Origin of the sequence: Lysobacter helvus (genome assembly GCF_018406645.1) — a bacterium.
Taxonomy (GTDB): domain Bacteria; phylum Pseudomonadota; class Gammaproteobacteria; order Xanthomonadales; family Xanthomonadaceae; genus Noviluteimonas; species Noviluteimonas caseinilytica.
On sequence record NZ_AP024546.1, the window covers coordinates 2,447,104 to 2,470,387 of the forward strand.

Annotated in this window: 19 protein-coding genes; 12 read left to right on the forward strand and 7 right to left on the reverse strand. The window is 68.4% G+C overall.

Annotation, left to right across the window (positions count from 1 at the left end; translation table 11 throughout):
• Positions 1-36: 36 nt before the first annotated feature.
• The 11 genes from LYSHEL_RS11875 (at position 37) to radA (ending at position 15,313) form a co-directional block, all read left to right on the forward strand.
• On the forward strand, positions 37-2,298 hold the full coding sequence (locus LYSHEL_RS11875; RefSeq protein ID WP_213434246.1) for a polysaccharide biosynthesis tyrosine autokinase: 2,262 nt from the start codon (positions 37-39) through the stop codon (positions 2,296-2,298).
• A gap of 15 nt (positions 2,299-2,313) precedes the next feature.
• The gene (locus tag LYSHEL_RS11880; RefSeq protein WP_213434247.1) at positions 2,314-3,777 is read left to right on the forward strand and encodes an asparagine synthase-related protein; all 1,464 of its coding nucleotides are present in this window, start codon (positions 2,314-2,316) and stop codon (positions 3,775-3,777) included.
• 8 nt (positions 3,778-3,785) lie between these two features.
• Positions 3,786-5,201: an asparagine synthase-related protein gene (locus LYSHEL_RS11885; protein ID WP_213434248.1), complete on the forward strand. Its 1,416-nt coding sequence runs from the start codon at positions 3,786-3,788 to the stop codon at positions 5,199-5,201.
• On the forward strand, positions 5,198-6,289 hold the full coding sequence (locus tag LYSHEL_RS11890) for a right-handed parallel beta-helix repeat-containing protein (RefSeq protein ID WP_213434249.1): 1,092 nt from the start codon (positions 5,198-5,200) through the stop codon (positions 6,287-6,289). Before LYSHEL_RS11885 ends, LYSHEL_RS11890 begins: the two co-directional genes overlap by 4 nt.
• A 334-nt stretch (positions 6,290-6,623) precedes the next feature.
• On the forward strand, positions 6,624-7,802 hold the full coding sequence (locus LYSHEL_RS11895) for a right-handed parallel beta-helix repeat-containing protein (RefSeq protein ID WP_213434250.1): 1,179 nt from the start codon (positions 6,624-6,626) through the stop codon (positions 7,800-7,802).
• 171 nt (positions 7,803-7,973) lie between these two features.
• On the forward strand, positions 7,974-9,335 hold the full coding sequence (locus LYSHEL_RS11900) for a lipopolysaccharide biosynthesis protein (protein ID WP_213434251.1): 1,362 nt from the start codon (positions 7,974-7,976) through the stop codon (positions 9,333-9,335).
• Positions 9,332-10,540 (forward strand): hypothetical protein, encoded by a 1,209-nt coding sequence (locus tag LYSHEL_RS11905; RefSeq protein ID WP_213434252.1) that lies wholly within the window; start codon positions 9,332-9,334, stop codon positions 10,538-10,540. Before LYSHEL_RS11900 ends, LYSHEL_RS11905 begins: the two co-directional genes overlap by 4 nt.
• Positions 10,537-11,703, forward strand: coding sequence for a glycosyltransferase family 4 protein (locus tag LYSHEL_RS11910; RefSeq protein WP_213434253.1), 1,167 nt, complete (start codon positions 10,537-10,539; stop codon positions 11,701-11,703). The genes LYSHEL_RS11905 and LYSHEL_RS11910 overlap by 4 nt, the downstream gene beginning before the upstream one ends.
• 4 nt (positions 11,704-11,707) lie before the next feature.
• Positions 11,708-12,469 (forward strand): YdcF family protein, encoded by a 762-nt coding sequence (locus LYSHEL_RS11915; RefSeq protein ID WP_213434254.1) that lies wholly within the window; start codon positions 11,708-11,710, stop codon positions 12,467-12,469.
• A 204-nt stretch (positions 12,470-12,673) separates the two neighbouring features.
• Positions 12,674-13,747, forward strand: coding sequence for a polysaccharide biosynthesis/export family protein (locus LYSHEL_RS11920; RefSeq protein ID WP_244858535.1), 1,074 nt, complete (start codon positions 12,674-12,676; stop codon positions 13,745-13,747).
• Positions 13,748-13,888: 141 nt separating this feature from the next.
• A complete protein-coding gene (gene radA, locus LYSHEL_RS11925; RefSeq protein ID WP_213434255.1) occupies positions 13,889-15,313 on the forward strand; it encodes a DNA repair protein RadA in 1,425 nt (474 codons plus the stop codon).
• A gap of 7 nt (positions 15,314-15,320) precedes the next feature.
• On the opposite strand, the gene LYSHEL_RS11930 is transcribed toward radA, so the two are convergent.
• The 7 genes from LYSHEL_RS11930 to LYSHEL_RS11960 form a co-directional block, all read right to left on the reverse strand.
• Entirely contained in the window at positions 15,321-15,755 is a 435-nt protein-coding gene (locus LYSHEL_RS11930; RefSeq protein WP_213434256.1) for a type II toxin-antitoxin system HicB family antitoxin, read from the reverse strand.
• 14 nt (positions 15,756-15,769) lie between these two features.
• Positions 15,770-15,973 carry a hypothetical protein gene (locus tag LYSHEL_RS11935; RefSeq protein ID WP_213437897.1) on the reverse strand — a complete coding sequence of 68 codons (204 nt, stop codon included), beginning with the start codon at positions 15,971-15,973 and terminating at the stop codon, positions 15,770-15,772.
• 145 nt (positions 15,974-16,118) lie between these two features.
• Positions 16,119-17,690 carry a DHA2 family efflux MFS transporter permease subunit gene (locus tag LYSHEL_RS11940; RefSeq protein ID WP_213434257.1) on the reverse strand — a complete coding sequence of 524 codons (1,572 nt, stop codon included), beginning with the start codon at positions 17,688-17,690 and terminating at the stop codon, positions 16,119-16,121.
• An 18-nt stretch (positions 17,691-17,708) separates the two neighbouring features.
• On the reverse strand, positions 17,709-18,887 hold the full coding sequence (locus tag LYSHEL_RS11945; RefSeq protein ID WP_213434258.1) for an HlyD/EmrA/EmrK family protein: 1,179 nt from the start codon (positions 18,885-18,887) through the stop codon (positions 17,709-17,711).
• 15 nt (positions 18,888-18,902) lie between these two features.
• Positions 18,903-20,360 carry an efflux transporter outer membrane subunit gene (locus tag LYSHEL_RS11950; RefSeq protein WP_213434259.1) on the reverse strand — a complete coding sequence of 486 codons (1,458 nt, stop codon included), beginning with the start codon at positions 20,358-20,360 and terminating at the stop codon, positions 18,903-18,905.
• Between the two features lies 1 nt (position 20,361).
• Positions 20,362-20,805: a MarR family winged helix-turn-helix transcriptional regulator gene (locus tag LYSHEL_RS11955; RefSeq protein ID WP_213434260.1), complete on the reverse strand. Its 444-nt coding sequence runs from the start codon at positions 20,803-20,805 to the stop codon at positions 20,362-20,364.
• Between the two features lie 93 nt (positions 20,806-20,898).
• Positions 20,899-21,687 carry a cytochrome C assembly family protein gene (locus LYSHEL_RS11960; RefSeq protein ID WP_213434261.1) on the reverse strand — a complete coding sequence of 263 codons (789 nt, stop codon included), beginning with the start codon at positions 21,685-21,687 and terminating at the stop codon, positions 20,899-20,901.
• A gap of 93 nt (positions 21,688-21,780) precedes the next feature.
• Between LYSHEL_RS11960 and ffh the strand changes: the two genes are divergently transcribed.
• The gene (gene ffh, locus LYSHEL_RS11965) at positions 21,781-23,148 is read left to right on the forward strand and encodes a signal recognition particle protein (protein WP_213434262.1); all 1,368 of its coding nucleotides are present in this window, start codon (positions 21,781-21,783) and stop codon (positions 23,146-23,148) included.
• The last annotated feature ends 136 nt before the right edge of the window (positions 23,149-23,284 follow it).

A 23,284-nucleotide genomic window follows, 5' to 3' on the forward strand; every position in this document is an offset into this window, starting at 1 on the left:
GGTTTCAACCAACTTATATGGATGAGTGAAAAACCAATGGCGACATACCTTTCCACCCGCACCACGCCGCCGCCGCACATCGCCCCGTCCTCGGTGCGCGACGAGGAGCTGGACCTGCGCACGCTGATGTCCACCCTGGGCGATCACAAGCGCATGATCCTGTTCGGCACGCTCGCCTTCTTCCTGCTCAGCGTGCTGTACGTCGTGCTGGCCACGCCGAAGTACGAAGCCAATGCGACGGTGCAGGTGGAACGGCGCATGCCGACGTTCCCCGGCCTCAACGCCAACGCGGCGCAGCAGTCCTCGCCGGCCGAATCGCCGGCCACCACCGAGATCCAGCTTCTCACCTCGCGCACGGTGCTGAGCGAAGCGCTCGACAACCTCGACCTGGACGTGCAGGTGCAGCCGGCGCGCTTCCCGCTGTTCGGCAGCTACATCGCGCGCCACTTCACGCCGTCGCATCCCAACGCCGTCAACGAACCGTGGTTCGGCATGGCGCGCTACGGCTGGGGCGGCGAGTCGGTGCAGGTCGCGCGCCTGGACGTGCCGCAGGAACTGATCGACCAGCCGCTGCGCCTCGTCGCCGGCGACGCGAATACCTACACGCTCTACGATCCGGAAGGCCGCGCGCTCGTCCGCGGCACCGTCGGCAAGCCGGTGCAGGCCGGCGGCGTCAACATGCTGGTGCGCAGCCTCAACGCGAACCCGGGCATGCGCTTCGAAGTGACGCGCCTCAACTCGCTGGCGATCCTCGACAAGCTGCGCCACGACATCAGCGCGTCCGAACAGGGCCGCGATTCCGGCGTGATCGCGTTGAGCTACGAGAACGAAGACCCGGTGCTCGCGCGCCAGGTGCTCGAGCAGGTCAGCCGCGCCTACGTGCACCAGAACGTCGCGCGCAATTCGGCCGAAGCCGCCAAGCGCCTGCAGTTCGTCAAGCGCCAGCTGCCCAACGTGCGCAAGGAACTGGACAAGGCGCAGGCCGCGCTCACCGCGTTCCAGTCGCGCACGCAGACGCTGGATGTCGGCGTGCAGAACCAGTCGCTGCTCAACCAGACCGTGCAGATCGATTCGGCCATCAGCCAGCTGCGCATCCAGCAGGCCGACCTCGCCGCGCGCTTCACGCCGGCGCATCCGATGTACAAGGCGGTGCTGTCGCAGATCGCGCAGTTCCAGGCGCAGAAGGGCCAGCTGCAGGGCCGCATCGCCGCGCTGCCGGAAACGCAGCAGGGCCTGTTCCGCCTGACGCGCGACGTGGAAGTGACCAACCAGACCTACGCCAGCCTGCTCGACCAGGCGCAGCAGCTCGACATCGCGCGCGCCAGCGCGGTCGGCAATGCGCGCGTGATCGATCCGGCCGCCGTCAACTACGACAGCCCGGCGTGGCCGAAGCCGTTGCCGGTGGTGTTCGGCGGCACGCTGCTCGGCGCGCTGCTGATGTTCGGCTTCGTGCTGTTCCGCCAGATGATGCGCCGCGGCGTGGAAGACCCGGCCGACATCGAGCTGCTGGGCCTGCCGGTGTACGCGTCCATCCCGTACAGCGAGCGCGGCCGCGAGATCACGATGCACCCGAGCCGCTTCCCCAACGGGTCGCAGCGCCTGCTCGCGCTCAACGCACCGACCGACCTTGCGATGGAAGCGCTGCGCAGCCTGCGCACGAGCCTGCACTTCGCGCGCTTCAAGACCAAGAACAACCTGCTGATGATCTCCGCGCCGAGCCCGGGCGTCGGCAAGACCTTCGTTTGCGCCAACCTCGCCGTGACCATGGCGCAGGCCGGCCAGACGGTGCTGCTGATCGATGCGGACATGCGTCGCGGCACGCTGCACCACGCGGTGGGCGTGCGTTCGGAAGGCGGCCTGTCGGAACTGATCACCGGCCAGATCCCGCTGGAAGAAGCGATCCGCAAGGTCGCCGGCGCCGACAACCTGTCCTTCATTTCGCGCGGCGAGATCCCGCCCAACCCGTCCGAGCTGCTGATGAACCCTGCGTTCAACGAGTTGCTGGAGCAGGTGGGTCCGCGCTTCGACATCGTGATCATCGATACGCCGCCGGTGCTCGCGGTGACCGACGCGGCGGTGATCGGCCACCAGGTGGGCACGTGCCTGATGGTGGTGCGTTTCGGCCTGAACCAGCAGCGCGAAATCGCGCTGGCCAAGCAGCGCCTGGAGCAGAACGGCGTGGAAGTGAAGGGCGCGATCTTCAACGGCGTCCAGAAGCGCAGCGGTGGCCACTACGCATACACGTACTACGAGTACCTCCCCCAGACCACCAGCAACAAGCATCAGGCGTACCGCTGACCCATGAATGTCTCGATGCTCGATCCCCGCGCCCTCGCGCCGTCCCTGCAGCGACCGCCGCCGCTGCAGATCACGATGTCGCCGTACTACGGCACGCCGGATTTCTCCGAAGTGGCGAACACCGCACCGCATCGCCCGATCGACTACGTCTCGGTCGCCGACATCCTGCGCAACGCGTTCGTCTATCCGCCGAACTCGATCTTCAAGGACGTCAAGCTGGTGACGTTCGGTTTCTCGCCGGCGCAGGACATGCAGGTGGCGCCGCAGTTCCACTTCAAGTTCCGGGATTCGGGCAAGCGCGGCGACACCGATGCCTCGCATCCCGACCACGACATCGACTGGGTCGGCACGTACCACAAGCTGCTCGTCGACGCGGTGGCCGCCTCCACGCGCGAGTCGAAGAACCCGTGGCTGCTGCAGAGCGGCGGCAAGGATTCCACGACGCTCGCCATCGCGGTCGCCGATGCGCGCCCCGACACGGTGTGCATGACGTACCTGGGCGGGCGCGAGGAAAACGAAGTCGAGTCCGCCACGATGGTGGCGAAGACGCTCGGCCTGCGCCATGAATCGCTGCAGTGCGATCCGGCGCGCGCCTACGATCGCTACCTCGCGGTCGCCGACCGCATGCCGCTGCTCACCGCGGACTTCGCGCTGCTGTCCTACGTGGACCTGGCGACCGAAATCTCCGGCCGCGGCGGCGACGGCGTGATCGACGGCCTCGGCGCCGACAGTTATTTCGGTACGCCGATGTCGCGCCAGCAGCGCTTGCTCAAGCGCCTCGCGCGCGGCGTGCGCCTGCCGCCGGCCCTGGCGGAACTGCCGCTCATCGACCGCAGCTTCGAGCTGTGCTTCATGCTCGGCACGCTGCAGATGAACTCCATCGAGCGCGTGTTCCCGGGTTCGCGCTTCACCGATGCGGAAGTCGACGAATTGTTCGGCCAGCCGATCTCGCGCGAATCGCAGGCGCGCCTGGCGCCGTTCCTGGAGGAAATCGCCTCGGCGAGCAGCCCGGATGAATGGCGCGACATGTCCACGTCCATCGCCGGCTCTGCCGGTGCCTTCGCCAAGGGCCTGTACACGTGCAGCGCGCTCGGCATGCACGCGTCCTATCCCTTCTGCGATGTGCGTTTCAGGGAATGGGTGTACCGGGAAGTCCCGCCGCACCAGATGATCGATCCGGTGACGAGGACCAACAAGGTGCTGGTGCGCAACCATATCGCGACACGCTTCCCCGATCTTCCGTACGTCAAGCGCAAGGGCAGTTTCCGCTTCGACGTGCGCGGCCTGGCCGTCAAGCGCTTCGATACCGTGCACGAGTTCGCCGTGCAGGCACGCGACGTGTTGCCGGGCGCCGCGGGCTGGCTGGAACGCAATCGCCGTCGCCTCGACAACAAGTACCACGCCTCCAAGTTCTACCTGCTGGCGGTGGTGCTCCCCTGGATCCAGTTGCATCGCGCACGCGAACAGCAGGTGCCGTGACCCTCGTGATGACCCCGTCCGCGCTTGCCACGACCCCGTCGCCCGCGGCGGCCGCACGCGCGCCCGTCGCCGACGTGCACGGGCAGGCGATCGATGCGGTGTCCGTCGCCGACGTGTTGCGCAACGGGTTCGTCTATCCGCCGCATTCGATCTTCGAAGGCGTCGACATGCAGTCGCTCTCGGCCAACCTGGCCGGGCGCGATCCGCACGGGCCGGACGCATGGCGCTTCCGCTGGCGCGACAGCGGGAAGAAGCGCGACCGGCACGCTGTGGCGTCCCCGGACTGGGTGGCGGCCTACCATCGCCACCTGTGCGAAGCGATCGAGTCCAGCTGTGCGGAGATCGCCGCGCCGTTCTCGTTGCAGAGCGGCGGCAAGGATTCCACGACGCTGGCGATCGCGCTGGCCGACGCGCGGCCCGACACCACGTGCATCACCTACCTCGGCGGCACCGAGGAAAACGAAGTCGCGTCCGCGCGCACCGTGGCCACCACGCTCGGCCTGCGCCACGAAGCGCTGACCTGCGATCCCGGCCGCGCGTACGACCGCTACCTCGAACTCGCGCCGCGCATGCCGTCGCTCACCGCGGACTTCGCGTTGCTGTCGTACTGCGACCTGGCCTACGAGATCGCGTCGTTGCGCGGCGACGGCATGGTCGACGGGCTGGGCTCGGATACGTACTTCGGCATCCCGGTCAATTCGCAGTACAAGATCCTCAAGTGGCTCGCGCGCGGCGTGCGCCTGCCGCGCAAGACGACGGAACTGCCGTGGGTCGGCGACAACTTCGAGTTGTGCTTCGCGCTGGGCACGTTGCAGATGAACGCCGTGGAGCGCGTGTTCCCCGGTTCGCGCTTCACCGACGCGGAAGTGGACGAACTGTGCGGCCGCACCATCGCGCACCAGTCGCGCGCGCGCCTGCAGCCGTTCCTCGATGAGATCGGCACGGCGACGAGCCCGGAGGAATTCCGGGTGATGTCGCTGTCGATCGCGGCGGCCGCCGGCGGTTTCGCGAAGGGCCTGTACACCGCCGAAGCGATGCCGATGAAGATCGCCTATCCCTTCTGCGATCCGCATTTCTGCGACTGGATCTACCGCGACGTGCCGGTGGAGTTGCTGATGGATCCGGTCACGGGCCTGAGCAAGGTGCTCGTGCGCCAGCACATCGCCACGCGCTTCTCGAGCCTGCCGTACGTGCAGCACAAGGGCAGCTTCCGCTTTGACGTGCGCGGGCTCGCCGCCGCGCGCTACGACCAGGTGCATGCGTTCGCCGAAGATGCGCGGCATGCGTTGCCGGGTGCGGTCAACTGGCTGGATCGCAACCGCACGCGGCTGGACAACAAGTACCACGCCTCGAAGTTCTACCTGCTCGCCGTGCTGCTGCCCTGGCTGACGGGCCGCCTGCAGGGACAGGACCGCATCGCATGACGCCTTCGAAGACCTCCGGCGCCGCCGTGTCGCGGCGCGCCTGTTTGCGCGTCGCCGTGGCGGGCGTGCCGTTGCTGGTATTCGGTGCGGGCGCTGCGACTGCGGCCGCGACGTTCGACGTGCGCAAGTTCGGCGCGCGCGGCGACGGGCGCAGCGACGACACGCGCGCGTTCCAGGACGCGATCGACGCGGCGCACGGCGGCATCGTCGTCGTGCCGGCCGGCGACTACATGATCGATGCGCAACGCAGCGTGCGCCTGGCGAGCGGCACACAGCTGCGCATGGATCGCAACGCGCGCCTGCGTGCGATCCCGAATGCCTTGCCGCGCGCCTACGTGCTGCTGCTGCAGGGCGTGCAGGACATCACGATCAGCGGCGGGCAGATCCTCGGCGAGCGCAAGGCGCACCTGGGCACCACCGGCGAGTGGGGCCACGGCATCGCGATCTACGGCGCGTCCAACGTCAAGGTGCGCGACGTGCGCATCTCGGGCTGCTGGGGCGACGGCATTTCGATCGGCTCGACGAAGGCGGGGAAGGGCGGCGTGATGCGCCCGAGCACCGACATCGAGATCGCGAACGTGGCGAGCCTGGGCAATCGCCGCCAGGGCCTGAGCATCGGACGCTCGCGGCGCGTGTACGTGCACGACTGCGAGTTCAGCGACACCGGGGGCACGCCGCCGTCGGCCGGCATCGACGTGGAGCCCGACGCGGGCGACATGGCGAAGGACGTGCGCATCGAGCGCTGCATCTTCCGCCGCAACCGCGGGCCGGGCATCCAGGTGTGGAAGCGCGCGACGTCGGTGGCGATCCGCGATTGCACGATCGAAGACAACCGCAACGCCGGCATCCTGGCGGTCGGCGCGAGCGACGTGGCGATCGAGCGCAACAAGATCCGCGGCAACGGCAAGCAAGGCCTGGTGATCCGCGACAAGAGTTCGGGCGTCACGGTGGCCGGCAACACATTCGCGCGCAACGCGGGCGGCAAGCCCCTGGTGTCGTTCGGCGCCAACGCGCGCATGGCCCCGCACATCAAGATCGAGGACGGCGTGGGCCCCGTCCGCATCGCGCCGGACAACAAGACCGACTGAGCAAGAGCGGGAATGGGGAACGGGGAACAGGGAACAGGTCAACCCATCTGTTCCCTGTTCCCCTGTTCCCTGTTCCCGCTTGTCCATATGCGAATTGCGCACTCCGTGCACTGGATCACGCTTGCCCCCGGACGCCCGTTGCCCCAGTCAGGCGGGCGCAAGCCGCGCATTTCCCCAGTCAGATTCGTGAAACGCGTGAAGGCCGGACCGTCCATCCGGTGAAGATTCAACGCAGTCCACAGATTGCACACGAGGCCAGTGACGTTCGCTGCGTCCTCTCCCTAGTGTCCGACCCACGCCGCGAATGTGAGCGCGACGTGAAAGGGGACGGGGAATGGACACGAAGACGCAGCAGCTCGACGGCCTCGGCCGCCGCACCTTCCTTCGCAACGCACTGCTCGCGGGCGTTCCGCTCGCGCTCGGCGGCGTCGCCTTCGGCGCATCGGCCGCAACGGTCCGCCGCACGCCCACCCTCCAGTCGATCTACGCGCCGCCGGCCCGCACCCGCGGCGCCACCGTGCTGGACGTGCGCAAGTACGGCGCCTTCGGCGACGGCGTGCACGACGACACCGCCGCCTTCAACGCCGCCATCAAGGCGCTCCCGGCCGACGGCGGCACCGTCACCGTGCCGGCCGGCAACTACCTGATCAACGCCGTCACCTCGATCAACCTTCGCAGCAAAATGCACCTGCAGCTGGATCCGGCGGCCACGCTGGTGTGCAAGCCCAACGCCGAAGAGAAGGCCTACGTCATCTACGCCTACAAGGTGTCGGACGTGGAGATCTCCGGCGGCCGCGTGACCGGCGATCGCTACAACCACCTCGGCACGACCGGCGAGTGGGGCCACGCGGTGTTCGTGCGCGGTTCGCAGCGCGTGACCGTGCGCGACATGCTGCTGTCGGATTGCTGGGGCGACGGCATGTCGATCGGCGCGGCGCTGGTCTTCAACGGCGATCCCATCCCGTCCGAGGACGTGGTGGTCGCCAACGTCGTGTGCACCAACAACCGTCGCCAGGGCCTGTCGATCGGCCGCGGCAACAACGTGGTCATCCGCGATTCGGAATTCAGCAACAGCAACGGCACGGCGCCGGAGTGCGGCATCGACATCGAGCCGGACGATCCGGGCATCTCCAACGTGGTGTCGATCGAGAACTGCGTGCTGCGCGGCAACAAGAAGTACGGCCTGATGGCCTACAAGCGCTCGACCAACACGTCGATCCGCCGCTGCACGATCGAGAAGAACGGCAGCTGCGGCATCGTCACCGTGGGCACCAACAGCATGCGCATCGAGGCCAACACGATCCGCCTCAATTCGGCGACCGGCGTGTACATCCAGGACGGTTCGAACGACTGCGAGATCACCGGCAACACCTTCTACGGCAACTACGCGCGCAACGGCATCGTGGACCGCGTCGACTTCACCCAGACCGGGTGGACCTCGAAGATCGAGCGCGACATCCTGGTCAAGACGATGACGACCAACGTGCGCGTGATGTCCAACTTCTACAAGTAATCCACCGGACGGCGGGCCCCGCGCAGCTGCGCGGGCCCACCCAAAGGCAGGCGTCGGGGGGCGCCTGCCTTTCTTTTTGCCCGTCGTTTGGCATCCATCGCCTGCTTCGTGCGTTGTTCTTCACGACGCCGCCGGTATCGTCCGGCGGCTTTGGTGCAGGACGCGGCGCGGATGGATTCGAAGCAGGCAGGGGGTGCCTCGGTGGCGATGGAACCGGGCCCGGGACGGCTCGCACATTGGCTCGTGCCGGGCTGGAAACGGGCGCTGACCACGATCGGCATGCTGGGCGCGGCCACCGCGCTGGGCGCCGTGCTGGTGTTCCTGACGCAGACGCTGCTGGCGCGCGAGCTCGGGCCGGACGACTATGGCCTGTTCGCGTCGTCGCTGGCGACGGTGACGATGATCGCGCCGCTCGCGGGTTTCGGGCTCACCCAGTTCCGGTTGAAGGTGTACGGCATCGAGGGCTGGGCCGCCGCGCGCTGGTTGCGGCCGTCGTTGCGCTTCACCACGGGCACCACGATCGCCGCGCTCGCGATCATCGTGTTCTGGGCGTTGTTCGTCGCGCCCGATGCGGACACGCGCTTCGACCTGCTCGTGCTGACGCCGGTGGTGCTCAGCATCCTGGCGATCGACTTGATGAGCAACCGCCTGCGCCTGGAGGATCGTTACGGGCAGATGGCGTCGTGGCAGCTCGCGATCCCGGCGAGCCGGTTCGTGGTGGCGCTCGCGCTGTTGCTGGTGCCGACGTTGACCGGGCGCTTCGTGTCGATTTCCTACGCGCTGATCTCGCTCGCGCTCGTCGGCTTCGCGCTGCCGCAGCTGCGCGGCATGATCCGTGGCGAGATCGACCTGCGCGGCCACGGCCCACGCGTCGACATCCCCGCACCGACGCAACCGCCGCGCGTGGCGGAAGTGTGGTCGCAGGCGTGGATGTACGGCATGGTCGCCGTGCTCTATCCGGTGTTCTTCCAGATCAGCACGATCCTGCTGAAGTACCTGGCGGGCGATGCGTACGCGGGCATCTACAGCATCGCGCTCGCGATCATGACGGCGATCTACCTCATCCCCGCGACGATCTACCAGAAATTCCTGTTGTCGAAACTGCACCGCTGGGCCGCGCACGACCAGCCGAAGTTCTGGCTCGTGTACAAGCGCGGCAACCTCGGCATGTTCCTGCTCGGCCTCGCCGTGAGCGCCTCGCTGGTGGTGGTGGCGCCGTTCGTGGTGCCGCGCGTGTTCGGCCACGCCTACGCCGGCGTGACCACGATCCTGATGATCCTGGCGATCTGTCCGCCGATCCGGTTCCTGTCGACCGCAATGGGCTCGGCGCTGCTCACCGACCACCACATGCGGTACCGGGTGTACGCGATGGCGTGGGCCACCGGCGTGGCCATCGTCCTGAACGCCGCCTTGATCCCGTTCTTCCATGAGGTGGGCGCCGCCTGGGCGACCGTTGCCGCGGAAACGGTGCTGTTGCTCGGGACGTGGCACGGCGTGCGGCATTTCCACCGTGCGAAGGGCATGCATTCATGACGGACCCCTCACGGCTCGATCGTTATCACGGCGTCATGGATCCGGCCTATACCGACATTGCCGCCGAACACCAGGCGCCGCCGCCTGCCCGCGTGATGCTTGGGAAGGCGACGATCTACGCGATCTTCGTGGCGTGGTCGCTGTTCGCGGTGTTCGTCTACAGCCGATACAGCCAGCTCGGCGATGCCCGCTCGTACCTCACGGGCGCGTACGACGATGCATCGTCGGCGCGCACGTACTTCGTGACGCAGCTGGCCACGACGGTCATCGGCCTGGTGCACGTCGACGTGCTCGCGCACCTGGTGTTTTCCTTGTTCGCGGCGAGCGGCGTGGCCTACCTCGTCGGCCAGGCGCGCCTGCACGGACAGTACCGCTGGCCGTTGCTCGCGATCCTGCTGATCCCCAGTTTCGGTGTGTGGGCGTCGGTGGTGGGGCGCGAATCGCTGTACATCGGCCTGCTCGGATTCTTCATGGGCGCGCTGGTCGGTTACGTGCGTTCGGGTGGATTCCTGCGTTGGTGGCTCGCGGTGTTCTGCGTCGCGGGCATGGTCTTCATCCGCGCGCCGTTCGGCGCGGCGATGGCGGGCTGCTTCCTGATGACGTGGATCCTCGTGCGCGGACCGCGTACCGGGTTGAGCACGGGCGTGCAGGCGCTGGTGATGTTCCTGCTCGCGGCGCTCGTGCTGGTGGTCGCGTGGCCGCAGCTGGATGCGTACATCGCGGGCGAAGTGCTGCCGAAGGCGCGTTCGTATTTCACGATCGGGTCGGCGACGACGCGCATGTGGGTCAACATCGCCGACACCAACGAATTGTTCTCCAGCCTGTGGTGGACGCTGCCGCTGTCGCTGGTCGGTCCCACGCCTGGCGAAGTGCTGTCGCGGCCGGTGATGTTCCCCTTCATGGTGTCGGGGCTGGTCGTCTTCTTCGTGCTGCTCTATGCGATCCAGCAGGCGTTCCGCGCCCCGGCCGGCCTGCCGCGCAAGGTGCTGGTGCTCGCCTGGTTGCCGGCGATGCTGGTGACGCTGGTCGCGTACGTGCCGTTCGGCATCTACAACCCCGGCAGTGGCATCCGTTACGCCTCGTGTTTCCTGCTGTTCCTCGTCTTCCCGTGGATGGTGCGTTCGGGCGTGGCTGCGCCGGCGGAAACGCCGCGCATGCGCCACCGCGGCGTCATCTACGACTATCGCCTTGCGGAGCTCCGATGAAGTTCGTGTTCTACGCCAACACCGATTGGTACCTCTACAACTTCCGCCTCTCCACGGCGCTGCGCCTGAAGTCGGAGGGACACGAGGTGGTGATGCTGTCGCCGCCCGGCGAGTTCGGCGCGCGGTTCGAGACGCACGGGCTGCGCTGGATCCAGCTCGCGATGGATCGCGCCAGCCTCAACCCGGTGCGCGAAGCGGCACTGATCCGCACGCTGGCGCGCGTGCTGCGCGAAGAGCGCCCGGACCTGCTGCACAACTTCACCGTCAAGTGCGCGATCTACGGTGCGATCGCCGCGCGCGCCGCCGGCGTGCCCGCGGTCGTCAATGCGGTGGCCGGCATGGGTTACGTGTTCGCCAGCGAACGCATGCTCGCGCGCACGCTGCGCCCGATGGTCAAGTTGCTGATGCGCGGCACGCTGGGTGGCAAGCAGTCGCGCCTGATCCTGCAGAATCCGGACGACGCCGACGCTTTCGTGCGCGCGCGCCTGGTGCCGGAACAGCACATCCGCGTGATCCGCAGTTCCGGCGTCAACCTGGAACGCTTCCTCCCCGTGCAGCCCATCGACGAACCGCGCCCGCTGCGCGTGCTCCTCGCCGCGCGCCTGCTGTGGGAAAAGGGCATCGGCGAATACATCGAGGCCGCGCGCATCCTGCGTGCGCAGGGCCGCACCATCGAGTTCGTGATCGCCGGTTCGCCCGACCCGGGCAACCCGCGTTCGGTGAGCCGCGAACAGGTGGAAGGCTGGGCCGCCGACGGCCTCGTCGACTGGCGCGGGCACGTGGAAGACATGCCGGGCCTGATGCGTTCGATGGATGTCATCGCGTTGCCGAGCTATTACCGCGAAGGCGTGCCGAAGAGCCTCATCGAAGCCGCGGCCTGCGGCCTCGCCGTGGTGACCACCAACTTGCCCGGTTGCCGAGAAGTGGTGCGCGAACACGGCGTCGACGGCCTGCACGTCGAACCGCGTTGCGCGCGCTCGCTGGCCGATCGCCTGGTGGAGCTCGACGACGATCGCGTGCTGCTGCGCCGCCTCGGCGATCGCGCGCGCCAGAACGCGCTGGAACACTTCGACGAGCAGATGGTGATCACGCGCACCATCGCGGTGTACGACGAACTGCTGCCGACGCGCCGCGCCGCGCACAAGGCAGCCGCGGCGGCCTGACGTGATGGGTTTCCTGCGCGAAGCGCTCGTGGCGCTGACGTTTCCCCTTGCGTTGACGCTGGCGGGATTGCTGTTGGCGGCCGTCGTGTGGCGATTGCGCTGGCGCCGCACGGCGATGACGCTCGCCGTCCTCGCGCTCGGCTGGTCGGCGGTGTGGTCGGTGCCGCGCAATTCCGAATGGCTGCGGCAGTCGCTGGAAGACCGCCACGCGAGCGAACACGAACGCGCGCTGCCCACCGCCGATGCGATCGTCGTGCTCGGCGGCGGCGGTTACACGTGGGTGAGCCGCCCCGGCGTGACCATCGATGACCTGAAATACAGCCGGCTGGCCGCGGGCGCGCGCCTGTTCCTGGCCGATCGCGCGCCGCGCGTGATCCTGTCCGGCGGCGGCGTGGGCAAGAACACCGAGGCCCGCAACATGGCGCGCGGCATGCAGGTGCTGGGCGTGCCGCAATCGGCGCTCCTGCTGGAAGAGAAGAGCCACGACACCGACGACAACGCACGCTACGTCGGGATGCTGGCGCGCGAGCAGGGTGTCCACCGGATCCTGCTGGTCACCTCGGCGGTGCACATGCCGCGGGCCAGCCTGCTGTTCCGCCGCAACGGCATGGAAGTCTTCGAAGTGCCGGTGCCCGAGCCGACGCTCGGCGGTACCTGGGCGGACCAGTGGATCCCCAGCGGCCGTGCCCTGTGGCGCAGCGGGCGTGCGTTGAAGGAGTACGCGGGCCTCGTCGCCCTGTGCCTCGGCGCCGATAAGCCTGCGTGAAACCGGTCGGGGTGGTGGGGCGGCCCTTTTTCACGTGGCGCGTGCATCCCTGTACGTAGGCTCCCGGCGACAACCTGAATTCGGCCCGCGTCGCGCGCTTTCCCTGCTTTTCCGCGACGCCAACGTGACCACAAACGCGACGTGCGCAGGCCGCCGTCGACCAGCCAGGAGGGATCCACCTTGAGCACTATCTCGAGAGCTGCAATGACCAGCGCGACACTGAGCCTTGCACTCGCATCGGCCATCGCGCTCACCGGCTGCATTCCCGGCCAGCAGATGACCCAGACGGGACCGGGCTCGGTCACGGTGTCGGGCGAATCGATCAACGTCATGCCGATCACCAGCGAACTGGTCGGTGCCAAGCGCGCCCCGGTGGTGGTGCCGCAGGAACTGGCGAGCTTCCAGCCCGTCGCGTACGAAGTGAGCCCGGGCGACACGCTCATCATCACCGTGTGGGACCACCCGGAACTCACCACGCCGGCCGGCTCGCAGCAGCAGACGGTCATCAACGGCCGCCAGGTGCAGCCGGACGGGACGCTGTTCTATCCCTACGCCGGCAAGGTCAAGGTCGGCGGGATGACCGTGGAGCAGGTGCGCAGCACGCTCGAGAAGCGCCTGGCGCGTTACCTCAAGGATCCGCAGGTCGACGTCAACGTGGTCGGCTACGGCGGTCGCGTGTCGCTGCAGGGCGCCTTCACCAACACCGCGCCGCAGGACACCACCGTGGTGCCGCAGACGCTGTCGCAGGTGATCGGCCGCGCCGGCGTGGACGTGGCCAATGCCGACTTGTCGGGCCTGGTGCTCACGCGCGACGGTCGCAACTACAACCTCGACCTCGATGCGCTCAACCGCAACGGCGTGGCGCCGGACATCTACCTCAAGCCGGGCGACCGCGTGTACCTGCCGTACAACGATCGCAAGCAGATCTACGTGGTGGGCGAGGTGCGCACGCCGCAGGCGATCAGCTTCAAGACCAGCGACATGTCGCTGACGCAGGCCCTCGGCCGCGCCGGTGGCCTGAATCCGGAAACCTCCAAGGGCAAGGCGGTCTACGTGATCCGCGGCATGGACGACACGGCCAACATGCCGTCCACCGTCTACCACCTGGACGCGCGCTCGCCTGCCGCCTTCGCGCTCGCCTCGCGCTTCCCGCTGCGCGCCGGCGACGTCGTGTGGGTGGGCCCGGCCGGCATCACGCGCTGGAACCGCTACATCACGCAGCTGCTGCCGTTCTCGGGCCTGATCCGGAACGCCGCCGCGGCGGGCGCCGATTTGTAAGGGCGACAAACGCCACGATCGGGGAGCAAGGCCGGGCAGGAATGCCCGGCCTTTTTTTCGCGCGCGTGCCGGAGGCGTCTCGGCAGGCGAGACCGCCAGCCGCTACAGTGCCGCGTCGCTCCCCGCATCGAACAACACACCATGGCCAAGGCTGTCACCGGGTTTGGATCGAACAAATCCGCCGCGTCCAAAGCGAAGGCATCGCGTTCCGCCTACGTCTGCAACGAATGCGGCGCCGACTACGCCAAATGGCAGGGCCAGTGCGATGCGTGCGGGGCGTGGGATTCGCTGAGCGAAGTGGCGCTCGGCGCCGCGGAGGCCGCGCCCGCCGCGCGCCGCGACGGCTGGGCCGGCAAGGTCGATGCGCCGAAGGTCACCGCGTTGCGCGACGTGCAACACAGCGAAGACGCGCGCGTGCCGACGGGCATCGCGGAATTCGATCGCGTGCTCGGCGGCGGCCTGGTCGAAGGCGCGGTCGTGCTGGTGGGCGGCGATCCGGGCATCGGCAAGTCGACGTTGCTGCTGCAGGCGCTCGCGCGCATGGGCGGCGCGTTGCCGGGCCTGTACGTGACGGGCGAAGAATCCCTGGCGCAGGTCGCCGGGCGCGCGATGCGCCTCGGCCTGCCGATCGACCACCTGCACGCGCTGGCGGAAACCGGCGTGGAGCGCATCCTCGAACACGCAGTGGCGATGCGGCCGAAGGTGATCGTCGCCGACTCGGTGCAGACGCTGTGGACAGAATCGCTTGGCGCCGCACCGGGCTCGGTGAGCCAGGTGCGCGAGAGCGCGGCCCGCCTCGTGCGCTACGCGAAGGAAACGGGCACCACCGTGTTCCTGGTCGGCCATGTCACGAAGGAAGGCGGCATCGCCGGTCCGCGCGTGCTGGAACACATGGTGGATGCGGTGCTGTATTTCGAAGGCGAGAGCGGCAGTCGTTTCCGCGTGCTGCGCGCATTCAAGAACCGCTTCGGCGCGGTGAACGAGCTCGGCGTGTTCGCGATGGGCGAGAAGGGCTTGAAGGAAGTACCCAATCCGTCGGCGATCTTCCTGTCGGGCGGCAGCGTCGCGCAGCCAGGCAGCGCGGTGATGGTGACGCGCGAAGGCACGCGGCCGTTGCTGGTGGAAGTGCAGGCGCTGGTGGATGCCTCGCCGCTGTCCAATCCGCGCCGCGTGGCCGTGGGCCTGGAACAGAATCGCCTGGCGATGCTGCTCGCGGTGCTGCATCGCCACGGGGGCGTGGGCGTCGGCGACCAGGACGTGTTCGTCAACGTGGTCGGCGGCATGCGCCTGCAGGAAACGGCGGCGGATCTGCCGGTGCTGCTCGCGGTGTTGTCGTCGTTGCGCGATCGGCCGTTGCCCGACAAGACGGTGGCGTTCGGCGAAGTGGGCTTGTCCGGCGAGATCCGCCCGGTGCCCAACGGCGAGGAACGCTTGAAGGAAGCCGCGGCGCATGGCTTCCTGCGCGCGATCGTGCCGAAGGCCAACGCGCCGAAAGCCGGGATGTTCAAGGGACTGGAAGTGATCCCCGTGGAGCGCTTGTCGGACGCGATGTCCGCGGCGAGCTGATCCGCGATCAGGCCGATTGCGGCCAACGCTTCACCTGGAAATCCAGCCGCCGGTCCATCACGCGGAACGCCTGCGCGATGGTGTCGATCTTGGTGACGTGGTCCAGGTCGATGATGCGCTGCACGGATTGCGGCGTGGTGTCGAGGCGGCGGGCGAGTTCCGCCGGCGTGATGCCCTGCACCAGCATTTCGTTGAGCAGCAGCACCTTGGCGCTGAGCGAGGCGGGCAGTTCGACCGTGTCCTGGCCCGGCTTCGCCTTGCCCGGCAACGGCACCGGACGGCGATCCTGGAAGTAGAACTCCATCGCGCTCTCGAGCGCGTCCTGCGCCATCGACAGCGCATGCGCGCGCGAACGCCCGGAGGTGAGCGCTTCGGGGATGTCGTCGAAACGCACGAACCATCCCTTGCCATCGCGTTCGATCGTGACGGGGTAGACCAGCATGCGCGTGCTCCTTGTCAGAGGCCGGGTTGGCGGATGATCGCCTTGCGCAGCGCTTCACCGATCTCGTGCGCCGGATGCCGGGGCAGGGTGCTCTGCCGGCCGCGGTAGTACACGCGCGTGTGCTTGCTGCCTTCCTTGAACAACGCGCCGCGCAATGCGAGCCACCGGCGGAATTCGCACTGCTTCATGTCCATGGCGCCGTGGAAACCGGCGTCCATGGTGGTGCGCGCGAACCGCGGCGACCGTCGGGCAATGCCGCGCCGTCCTGTCGGAGCACTGCCCGGTCATCCGCCGGGCAGTGGGCGCACTGTAAACATTAATGTGAATTCAGGCAAGCACGAAACGAGGCAGAAACGTCCCGGATCAGTGCCCGCCCGCTGCGGCCTCCGCCGACGGCCCGGCCTTCGCCTGGAACGGGGGCTTGGCGATCCAAACGAACGCGATCACGCCGAGGAACACCAGGCCGAGCAGGTGGAAGATCTCGTTGAAGCCGATCTGCGCCGCCTGGTTGGAAATCATCCGTTCCAGGATGGCCGCGCCGCGTTGCAGGTCGCCGCCGCCCAGGCGCGTCGCCGTCTCGATCGTGCCGGGATCGTAGGCCGACAGTTTTTCGGTCAGGTGCGCGTGGTGCACGGCGCCGCGTTCGGTCCACGCGTACGTGGTGAGCGAGGCGGCGAAGCTGCCGCCCAGCGTGCGCATGAAGGTCGCCAACCCTGAGCCCGCCGCGATTTCATGCGGCTGCAAATCGGACAGCAGGATCTGCAACACCGGCATGAAGAACAACGCCACGCCGAAGCCTTGCAGCAACTGCACCAGCGCGATGTGGTTGAAGTCCACGTCCAGGTTGAAGCCGGCGCGCGCGAAGCTGGTGAGCGACATCGCGATGAACGCAAGGCTCGCCAGCATGCGCAGGTCGAACTTGTGCGCGTACTTGCCCACGAAGGGCGTGAGCAGCACCGGCAGGATGCCGATCGGCGCGGTGGCGAAACCCGCCCAGATCGGCGTGAATCCCAGGTTCCGCTGCAACCACAGCGGCACCAGGATGCCGACGCTGAAGAACGCCGCGTACGCCACCACCATCGCGATCGTGCCCGCGGTGAAGTTGCGGTGGCGGAACAGGCGCAGGTTGACGATCGGATCCTTGTCCGTCATCTCCCAGATCACGAACACCGCCAGCGAAATCGTCGAGATCACCGCCAGCCACACGATCAGCGTGGAGTGGAACCAGTCTTCGTCGTTGCCCAGGTCGAGCAGGATCTGCAGCGCGCCGACGCCGAGCACGAGCGTGATCAGCCCGACGTAATCCATCTTCGGCTTCTCGAGCCGCTCCGGGCGTCCCTTCAGCTGGCGACCGACCACGAAGCTGGCGAAGATGCCGATCGGGATGTTGATGAAGAAGATCCATTCCCAGCTGTAGTTGTCGGTGATCCAGCCGCCGAGGATCGGGCCCGCGATGGGCGCGACGACGGTGACCATCGCCAGCAACGCGATCGCCTGCCCGCGTTTGTGCGGTGGATAGATCGAGATCAGCAGCGCCTGCGTGATCGGGTACATCGGGCCCGCGACGAAGCCCTGCAACGCGCGCGCCGCGACCAGCAGGCCCATGCTGTTGGCCAGGCCGCACAACAGCGATGCGACGACGAACAACGCCGTGGCCCACACGAACAGCTTGCGTTCGCCGAAGTGGCGCGTGAGCCAGCCGGTGAGCGGGAGCGCGATGGCATTGCTCACCGCGAAGGACGTGATCACCCACGTGGCCTGGTTCGCGCTGCCGCCGAGGTTGCCGGAGATGGTCGGCAACGACACGTTCGCGATCGTCAGGTCGAGCACCTGCATGAACGACGCCAGCGCGAGGCCGAGCGTCGTCAATGCCATGTTCGGTGGGCGGAAGGCGGCCTGCGGCTGTGCGCCGGCGTTTGCTGCAGTGGCGGACATGGGGAGGGCTGCCCGGGCTCAGCCGCGGCCGGGCAGGTTGGCGCGCACGATCTTCTGGATGCGCGCGTCCGCTTCGGCCAGTTGCTTCGCGTAAGCCTGCGTGGCCAGCAGCGGCTTGGCCGGCGGCGCGGCGGCGAGCAGCGGACCGCTCTGGTCGCGGATCGCGACGTCGGTGTGCATGCTCAGGCCCAGGCGCAGCGGGTGGTCGTGCAATTGCTTGGCATCGACGGAGATGCGCACGGGCACGCGCTGCACGATCTTGATCCAGTTGCCGCTCGCGTTCTGCGCGGGCAGCAGGGCGAACGCGCTGCCGGTGCCGAGGCCGAGGCTCACGAGGTGCCCGTCGAAGCGCACGTCCTTGCCGTAGAGGTCGGAGTGCAGTTCGACCGGCTGGCCGATGCGCATCTGCGCGAGCTGCGTTTCCTTGAAGTTCGCTTCCACCCACACCTGGTCCAGCGGGATCACGGTGAGCAGCGCGACGCCGGGCTGCACGCGCTGGCCGAGCTGCGCGCTGCGCTTGGCGACGTAACCATCCACCGGCGCCACGATCGCCGTGCGCTCCAGGTTGAGGTAGGCCGAACGCAATTGCGCGGCGGCGGCGGCGACCTGCGGCTGGTCGATCAGCGTGGTTTCGTCGACGAGCGCGTTGTTCTTCGACAGGTTCTCGCGGCTGCTGGCGAGCGCGGCTTCGGCGGCGGCGAGTTCGTCGCGCGCATGCGCAAGTTCCTCGGCCGACACCGCGCCCGTGGCGACCAGGCCGCTGCGACGCGCGACGTCTTCGCGCGCCTTGTCGACGGCGACGCGGCGAGCGGCGATGTCGGCGTGGTTCGCATCCACCGCGCTGTACAGGCCGCGCACCTGGCGCACCGTATTGGCGAGGTTGGCGGCGGCCTGTTCGTAGGCGACGCGTGCATCGTTCGGGTCGAGCTGCACGAGCACCTGGCCCGCGGTGACCTTCATGCCGTCGTCGGCGCCGATGCTGACCACCGTGCCCTGCGTCTGCGGCGTGATCGTGACGATGTTGCCCTGTACGTACGCATCGTCGGTGCCTTCGTGCCAGCGCGCGACGAGGAAGTACCAGAGCAGCCAGGCGATCGCGGCGATGAGCACGACGAGCGCCAGGATGATCAGGGCGCGCTTGCGCTTGCCGTTCTTCGGCGCGGCGGCGGGGGCGGGGGGATTGATCGCAGTCGTCATGGAAGTGGGCCGGGATTAGTGGGAGGCGGTCGACGCGTCGGCGTCGAGGGCGATGGGATGCGCGATCTGCAGGCCGCCGCCGAGGGCACGCTGCAGGTCGACGGTGGCGGTGAGGCGCTGCGCTGTGAGTGCGTCGCGCTGCTGGTCGAGCTGGAACAGCGGACGCTGCGCGGCGAGCACATCGAGCTGCGTGCCGAGGCCGGCCTTGTAGCGTGCGGTGGACAAGTCGTACGCACGCTGCGCGGCGTCGCGCGCCTGGTTGGCGGACTGCAGCTGCGCATCGAGTGCACGCGCGGCCTGCACGGCGTCGGCGACTTCGCGCACGGCGCCGACGAGCGACTGGTCGTAATCGGCGACGGCGAGGTCGTAGTCGGCATCGCGCTTGGCGAGCTGGTTGCGCAGGCGGCCGCCATCGAAGATCGGCAGGCTCAGCGCGGGACCGCCGTTGACGAGCAGCGCATCGCTGGTGAACAGGTCGGAGAGATGACCCGACGCCAGGCCGACGAGCGCGGTGAGGTTCACCGTCGGATAGAAGTCGGCCTTCGCGGCGTGGACGGTTTCGCCCGCGGCTTCGACGCGCCAGCGCGCGGCGACGACGTCGGGGCGATGGCCGAGCAGTTCGTTCGGCAGCACGCCGGGCACGGTGGGCGCGGACGCCTGCAACACGCCGGGCTTGCCGATCGACAGGCCGCGATCCGGGCCCTTGCCGAGCAGCGCAGCGAGGGCGTTGCGCGAGGCATCGATCTGCTGTTGCGCGGCCTGCGATTGCTGGCGCGCGGTGGCGACGTTGGTTTCGGCGGTGCGCAGTTGCACCTGGTTGTCCAGGCCGGCCTTGACGCGTTGCTGCGCCAGTTCGGTGAGGTGCGAGGCGCGCGCGATTTCCGCTTCGGCGGTGTCGTGCGCGGCATTCGCCTGCGCGAACACGATGTAGGTGCGCGCGATGTTGGAGGCGAGCATCAGGCGCGCGGCCTGCGCTTCGACTTCGCTGGCGCGCGCCTGGTCGAGCGCGGCGCGCCACGTCGCGGCGTGGCCGCCCCACAGGTCGGGGCTCCACTTGAAATTCAGGCCCAGCAGCGTGACGCCCTGGTAATTGCCGCCGAGGTCGGAGCCGGCGATGTTCTCGGGCAGCATCACGCCGACGTATTGCGCAGTGGCGCCGAGCGTGGGCTTGCGCGCCGCATCGGCGAGGCCGGCCTGCGCGGCCGCCTGGCGCACGCGCGCATCGGCGGCGGCGAGCGACGGCGTGCCGGCGAAGGCTTCGTCGACCAGCGCATCGAGTTGCGGATCGCCGAGCGCCGTCCACCACGCCTGCGTGGGGAACTGCGCATCGGACGTTGCGCCGACGGAGCGCTGGATCTCCAGCGCGTTCGCGTCGCGCGGCTGCGATTCGGGGGCGAGGCCGCGCGAGCTCGCGCACCCGGCGAGGGCGACGGCCAGGGCCAATGCGGCGACTGTGGGGAACGCGTGGCGCATGTCAGCTTCCGTTCGAAAGGTTGTCGCGGACCTGCTCGAGCAGGCGGCGGAGTTCGTCCTGTTGCGATTCGTCCAGGCCTGCGGTCGCCTGCGAATGCACGCGCTGCGCGCACTCGTTGATGTCCTTCCAGATCGCCTCGCCCGTGGGGGTGAGGTGGATGTGGAGCGCGCGGCGGTCGGCGGGGTCGGCGACTCGGGTGAGGATCCCGCGGGCCTCCAGCTTGTCGAGCAGGCGGGTCATGGCGCCGGGGTGCAGGTAGGCGGCGCGGGCGAGTTCACCGACGCCGGCCGTCCCGTTGGCCAGGTACTTGATGGTGATGAACTGGCTGAAGTTGAGCTCGTGGCCGGTGGTGGCGAGCTCGCGTTCCATGCGGGCCCACATGGCGTCGCGGACCTGGCGGAAGAGCAGGCCGAGGCTGGAACCGTTGCAGGGGGCGGTGTTCATGGGGCGGCATGATCCATGCGCCCGCAATAGTTGTCAATGCAATTATTGTCCCGGCAGTGGAACAAGCCGGCCCAGCGGGGCCGGGGCGGGTCGTCAGACCCGCTTGAGGACCATTTCGAGGACGAACTGGCTGCCGAAGAAGGCCAGCATCAGCAGGGCCATGGCCGCGAGCGTCCAGCGCACCGCGGTGGCGCCGCGCCAGCCGCGCCGCCAGCGGCCCAGCAGCAGCGCGCCGAAGGCGAGCCACGACAGGACGCTCAGCACCGTCTTGTGCACCAGGTGCTGGGCGAGGAGGTTCTCGACGAACAGCACGCCGGTCAGCAGCGTGGCGGTGAGCAGCACGAAGCCCACCGCGATGGTGCGGAACAGCAGCGATTCCAGTTCCGTCAGCGGCGGCAGCGCGCGCAGCCAGCCGTGGAATTCGCGGCGACGCAACGCGCGTTCCTGCGCCCAGAGCAGCAAGGCGAGGACCGCGGCGATCCCGAGCGTCGCGTACGCCAGCAACGCGCACCACGCGTGCAGTTGCAGGCGCCAGTCCAGCGTGTCGGTGTGCACGTGGCCATAGGCCGCGTACCCCACCAGCGCGGCCGCCGCGAGCGGGAACACGATGACGCCGAGCGCCGCCATGCGGCCCGTCGCGCCGTACAGCGTGGTCAGGATCGCCATGCCCAGGCCGACCAGCGACAGCGCGGAGAAGAAGTGCAGGTCCAGCGAGCCCGCGGTGCGCCAGGTGGTCACGTGCACCGCCACGTGCAGCACCAGTGCGATGAGCGCTGGCAGCACCCACGCGTAGCCGCGCGTCGCGCGATCGGCGGCGACGCCGCGGGCCAGCAGGCCGGCGGACAGGACGTAGGCGAGGGCGGCGAGGAGCGCGAGCGTCATGCGGCGGAGTGTCGCATGCCGCGTTCAGGCGGGAAGGGGGTGGAGGGCGCGGCGGTATACTGCGCGGCCGTTTTCCGCAGCCGTGCATCCCCCATGTTCGAATCCCTGACCCAGCGCCTGTCCGGCACCATCGAGCGCCTGCGCGGCCGCGGTCGCCTGACCGAAGAGAACATCCGCGAATCGCTGCGCGAAGTGCGCATCGCGCTGCTCGAAGCGGACGTCGCGCTGCCGGTGGTGCAGGCGCTGATCGAACGCATCAAGGTGCGCGCCGTCGGCCAGGAAGTGCTGAAGTCGCTGACGCCTGGCCAGGCGCTGATCAAGGTGGTGCGCGACGAGCTCACCACGCTGATGGGCGCGGCCGCCACCGACCTCAACCTCAATGTCCCGGCCCCGGCCGTGGTGCTGATGGCGGGCCTGCAGGGCGCGGGCAAGACCACCACGGTGGCCAAGCTCGCCAAGCACCTGAAGGAACGCCGAAAGAAGAAAGTGATGGTGGTGTCAGCCGACGTCTATCGTCCCGCCGCGATCGAACAGCTGAAGACGCTCGCGCAGCAGGTCGACGTGCTGTTCTTCCCGTCGGATGCATCGCAGAAACCCGAAGCGATCGTGCGCGCCGCCATCGAGGACGCGCGCAAGTCCTACGTCGACGTGCTGATCGTCGACACCGCGGGCCGCACGAGCATCGACGAAGCGATGATGCGCGAGATCCAGGCGCTGCATGCCGCCGTCGCGCCGGTCGAAACGCTGTTCGTCGTCGATGCGATGACGGGCCAGGACGCCGCGGTCACCGCGAAGCATTTCGGCGAAGCGCTGCCGCTCACGGGCGTGGTGCTCACCAAGACCGACGGCGATGCGCGCGGCGGCGCCGCGTTGTCGGTGCGCTACATCACGGGCAAGCCGATCAAGTTCATCGGCACGGGCGAGAAGCCCGATGGCCTCGACGTCTTCCATCCCGACCGCATCGCCAGCCGCATCCTCGACATGGGCGACGTGTTGTCGCTCGTCGAGCAGGTGGAACAGCAGGTCGACAAGGACAAGGCGGCGAAGCTGGCCGAGAAGGTCGCCAAGGGCAAGCGCTTCAACCTCGAAGACATGCGCGACCAGCTCGAGCAGATGCAGAACATGGGCGGCCTGAGCGGCCTGATGGACAAGCTGCCCGGCATCGGCCAGGTGCCCGAGCACCTCAAGCAGCAGGTCACGGGCAAGGAAGTGCCGCGCATGATCGCGATCATCGGGTCGATGACGCCGAAGGAGCGCCGCAACCCGCACCTGCTCAACGGCTCGCGCCGTGCGCGCATCGCGCGCGGCTCCGGCACCACGCCGGCCGACGTCAACAAGATGCTCAAGCAGTTCCAGCAGATGGAAAAGATGATGGGCAAGCTCGGCGCAGGCGGCATGAAGGGCCTGATGCGGGGCATGAAGGGGATGATGGGCGGGCGCGGCGGCATGCCGTTCCGCTGAGGGCGACGGCCAGGCGGGGCCCTGGCGCCCCGGTTTTGGGCGCGTTCCGGGCGGATTTCGGGTGGATCGATGGGGCCGGGCGCTCCCGCGGGTTCCCCCGGGCCGGGGGATTGGCTTAGAATCGCCGGCTTACCTC

What these genes read in the sequence shown, in the direction of transcription:
- LYSHEL_RS11875 (WP_213434246.1), top strand. Translation starts at nt 37, where the DNA reads ATGGCGACATACCTTTCCACCCGCACCACGCCGCCGCCGCACATCGCC.
- LYSHEL_RS11880 (WP_213434247.1), top strand. Translation starts at nt 2,314, where the DNA reads ATGCTCGATCCCCGCGCCCTCGCGCCGTCCCTGCAGCGACCGCCGCCG.
- LYSHEL_RS11885 (WP_213434248.1), top strand. Translation starts at nt 3,786, where the DNA reads ATGACCCCGTCCGCGCTTGCCACGACCCCGTCGCCCGCGGCGGCCGCA.
- LYSHEL_RS11890 (WP_213434249.1), top strand. Translation starts at nt 5,198, where the DNA reads ATGACGCCTTCGAAGACCTCCGGCGCCGCCGTGTCGCGGCGCGCCTGT.
- LYSHEL_RS11895 (WP_213434250.1), top strand. Translation starts at nt 6,624, where the DNA reads ATGGACACGAAGACGCAGCAGCTCGACGGCCTCGGCCGCCGCACCTTC.
- LYSHEL_RS11900 (WP_213434251.1), top strand. Translation starts at nt 7,974, where the DNA reads ATGGATTCGAAGCAGGCAGGGGGTGCCTCGGTGGCGATGGAACCGGGC.
- LYSHEL_RS11905 (WP_213434252.1), top strand. Translation starts at nt 9,332, where the DNA reads ATGACGGACCCCTCACGGCTCGATCGTTATCACGGCGTCATGGATCCG.
- LYSHEL_RS11910 (WP_213434253.1), top strand. Translation starts at nt 10,537, where the DNA reads ATGAAGTTCGTGTTCTACGCCAACACCGATTGGTACCTCTACAACTTC.
- LYSHEL_RS11915 (WP_213434254.1), top strand. Translation starts at nt 11,708, where the DNA reads ATGGGTTTCCTGCGCGAAGCGCTCGTGGCGCTGACGTTTCCCCTTGCG.
- LYSHEL_RS11920 (WP_244858535.1), top strand. Translation starts at nt 12,674, where the DNA reads ATGACCAGCGCGACACTGAGCCTTGCACTCGCATCGGCCATCGCGCTC.
- radA (WP_213434255.1), top strand. Translation starts at nt 13,889, where the DNA reads ATGGCCAAGGCTGTCACCGGGTTTGGATCGAACAAATCCGCCGCGTCC.
- LYSHEL_RS11930 (WP_213434256.1), bottom strand. Translation starts at nt 15,755, where the DNA reads ATGCTGGTCTACCCCGTCACGATCGAACGCGATGGCAAGGGATGGTTC.
- LYSHEL_RS11935 (WP_213437897.1), bottom strand. Translation starts at nt 15,973, where the DNA reads ATGGACGCCGGTTTCCACGGCGCCATGGACATGAAGCAGTGCGAATTC.
- LYSHEL_RS11940 (WP_213434257.1), bottom strand. Translation starts at nt 17,690, where the DNA reads ATGTCCGCCACTGCAGCAAACGCCGGCGCACAGCCGCAGGCCGCCTTC.
- LYSHEL_RS11945 (WP_213434258.1), bottom strand. Translation starts at nt 18,887, where the DNA reads ATGACGACTGCGATCAATCCCCCCGCCCCCGCCGCCGCGCCGAAGAAC.
- LYSHEL_RS11950 (WP_213434259.1), bottom strand. Translation starts at nt 20,360, where the DNA reads ATGCGCCACGCGTTCCCCACAGTCGCCGCATTGGCCCTGGCCGTCGCC.
- LYSHEL_RS11955 (WP_213434260.1), bottom strand. Translation starts at nt 20,805, where the DNA reads ATGAACACCGCCCCCTGCAACGGTTCCAGCCTCGGCCTGCTCTTCCGC.
- LYSHEL_RS11960 (WP_213434261.1), bottom strand. Translation starts at nt 21,687, where the DNA reads ATGACGCTCGCGCTCCTCGCCGCCCTCGCCTACGTCCTGTCCGCCGGC.
- ffh (WP_213434262.1), top strand. Translation starts at nt 21,781, where the DNA reads ATGTTCGAATCCCTGACCCAGCGCCTGTCCGGCACCATCGAGCGCCTG.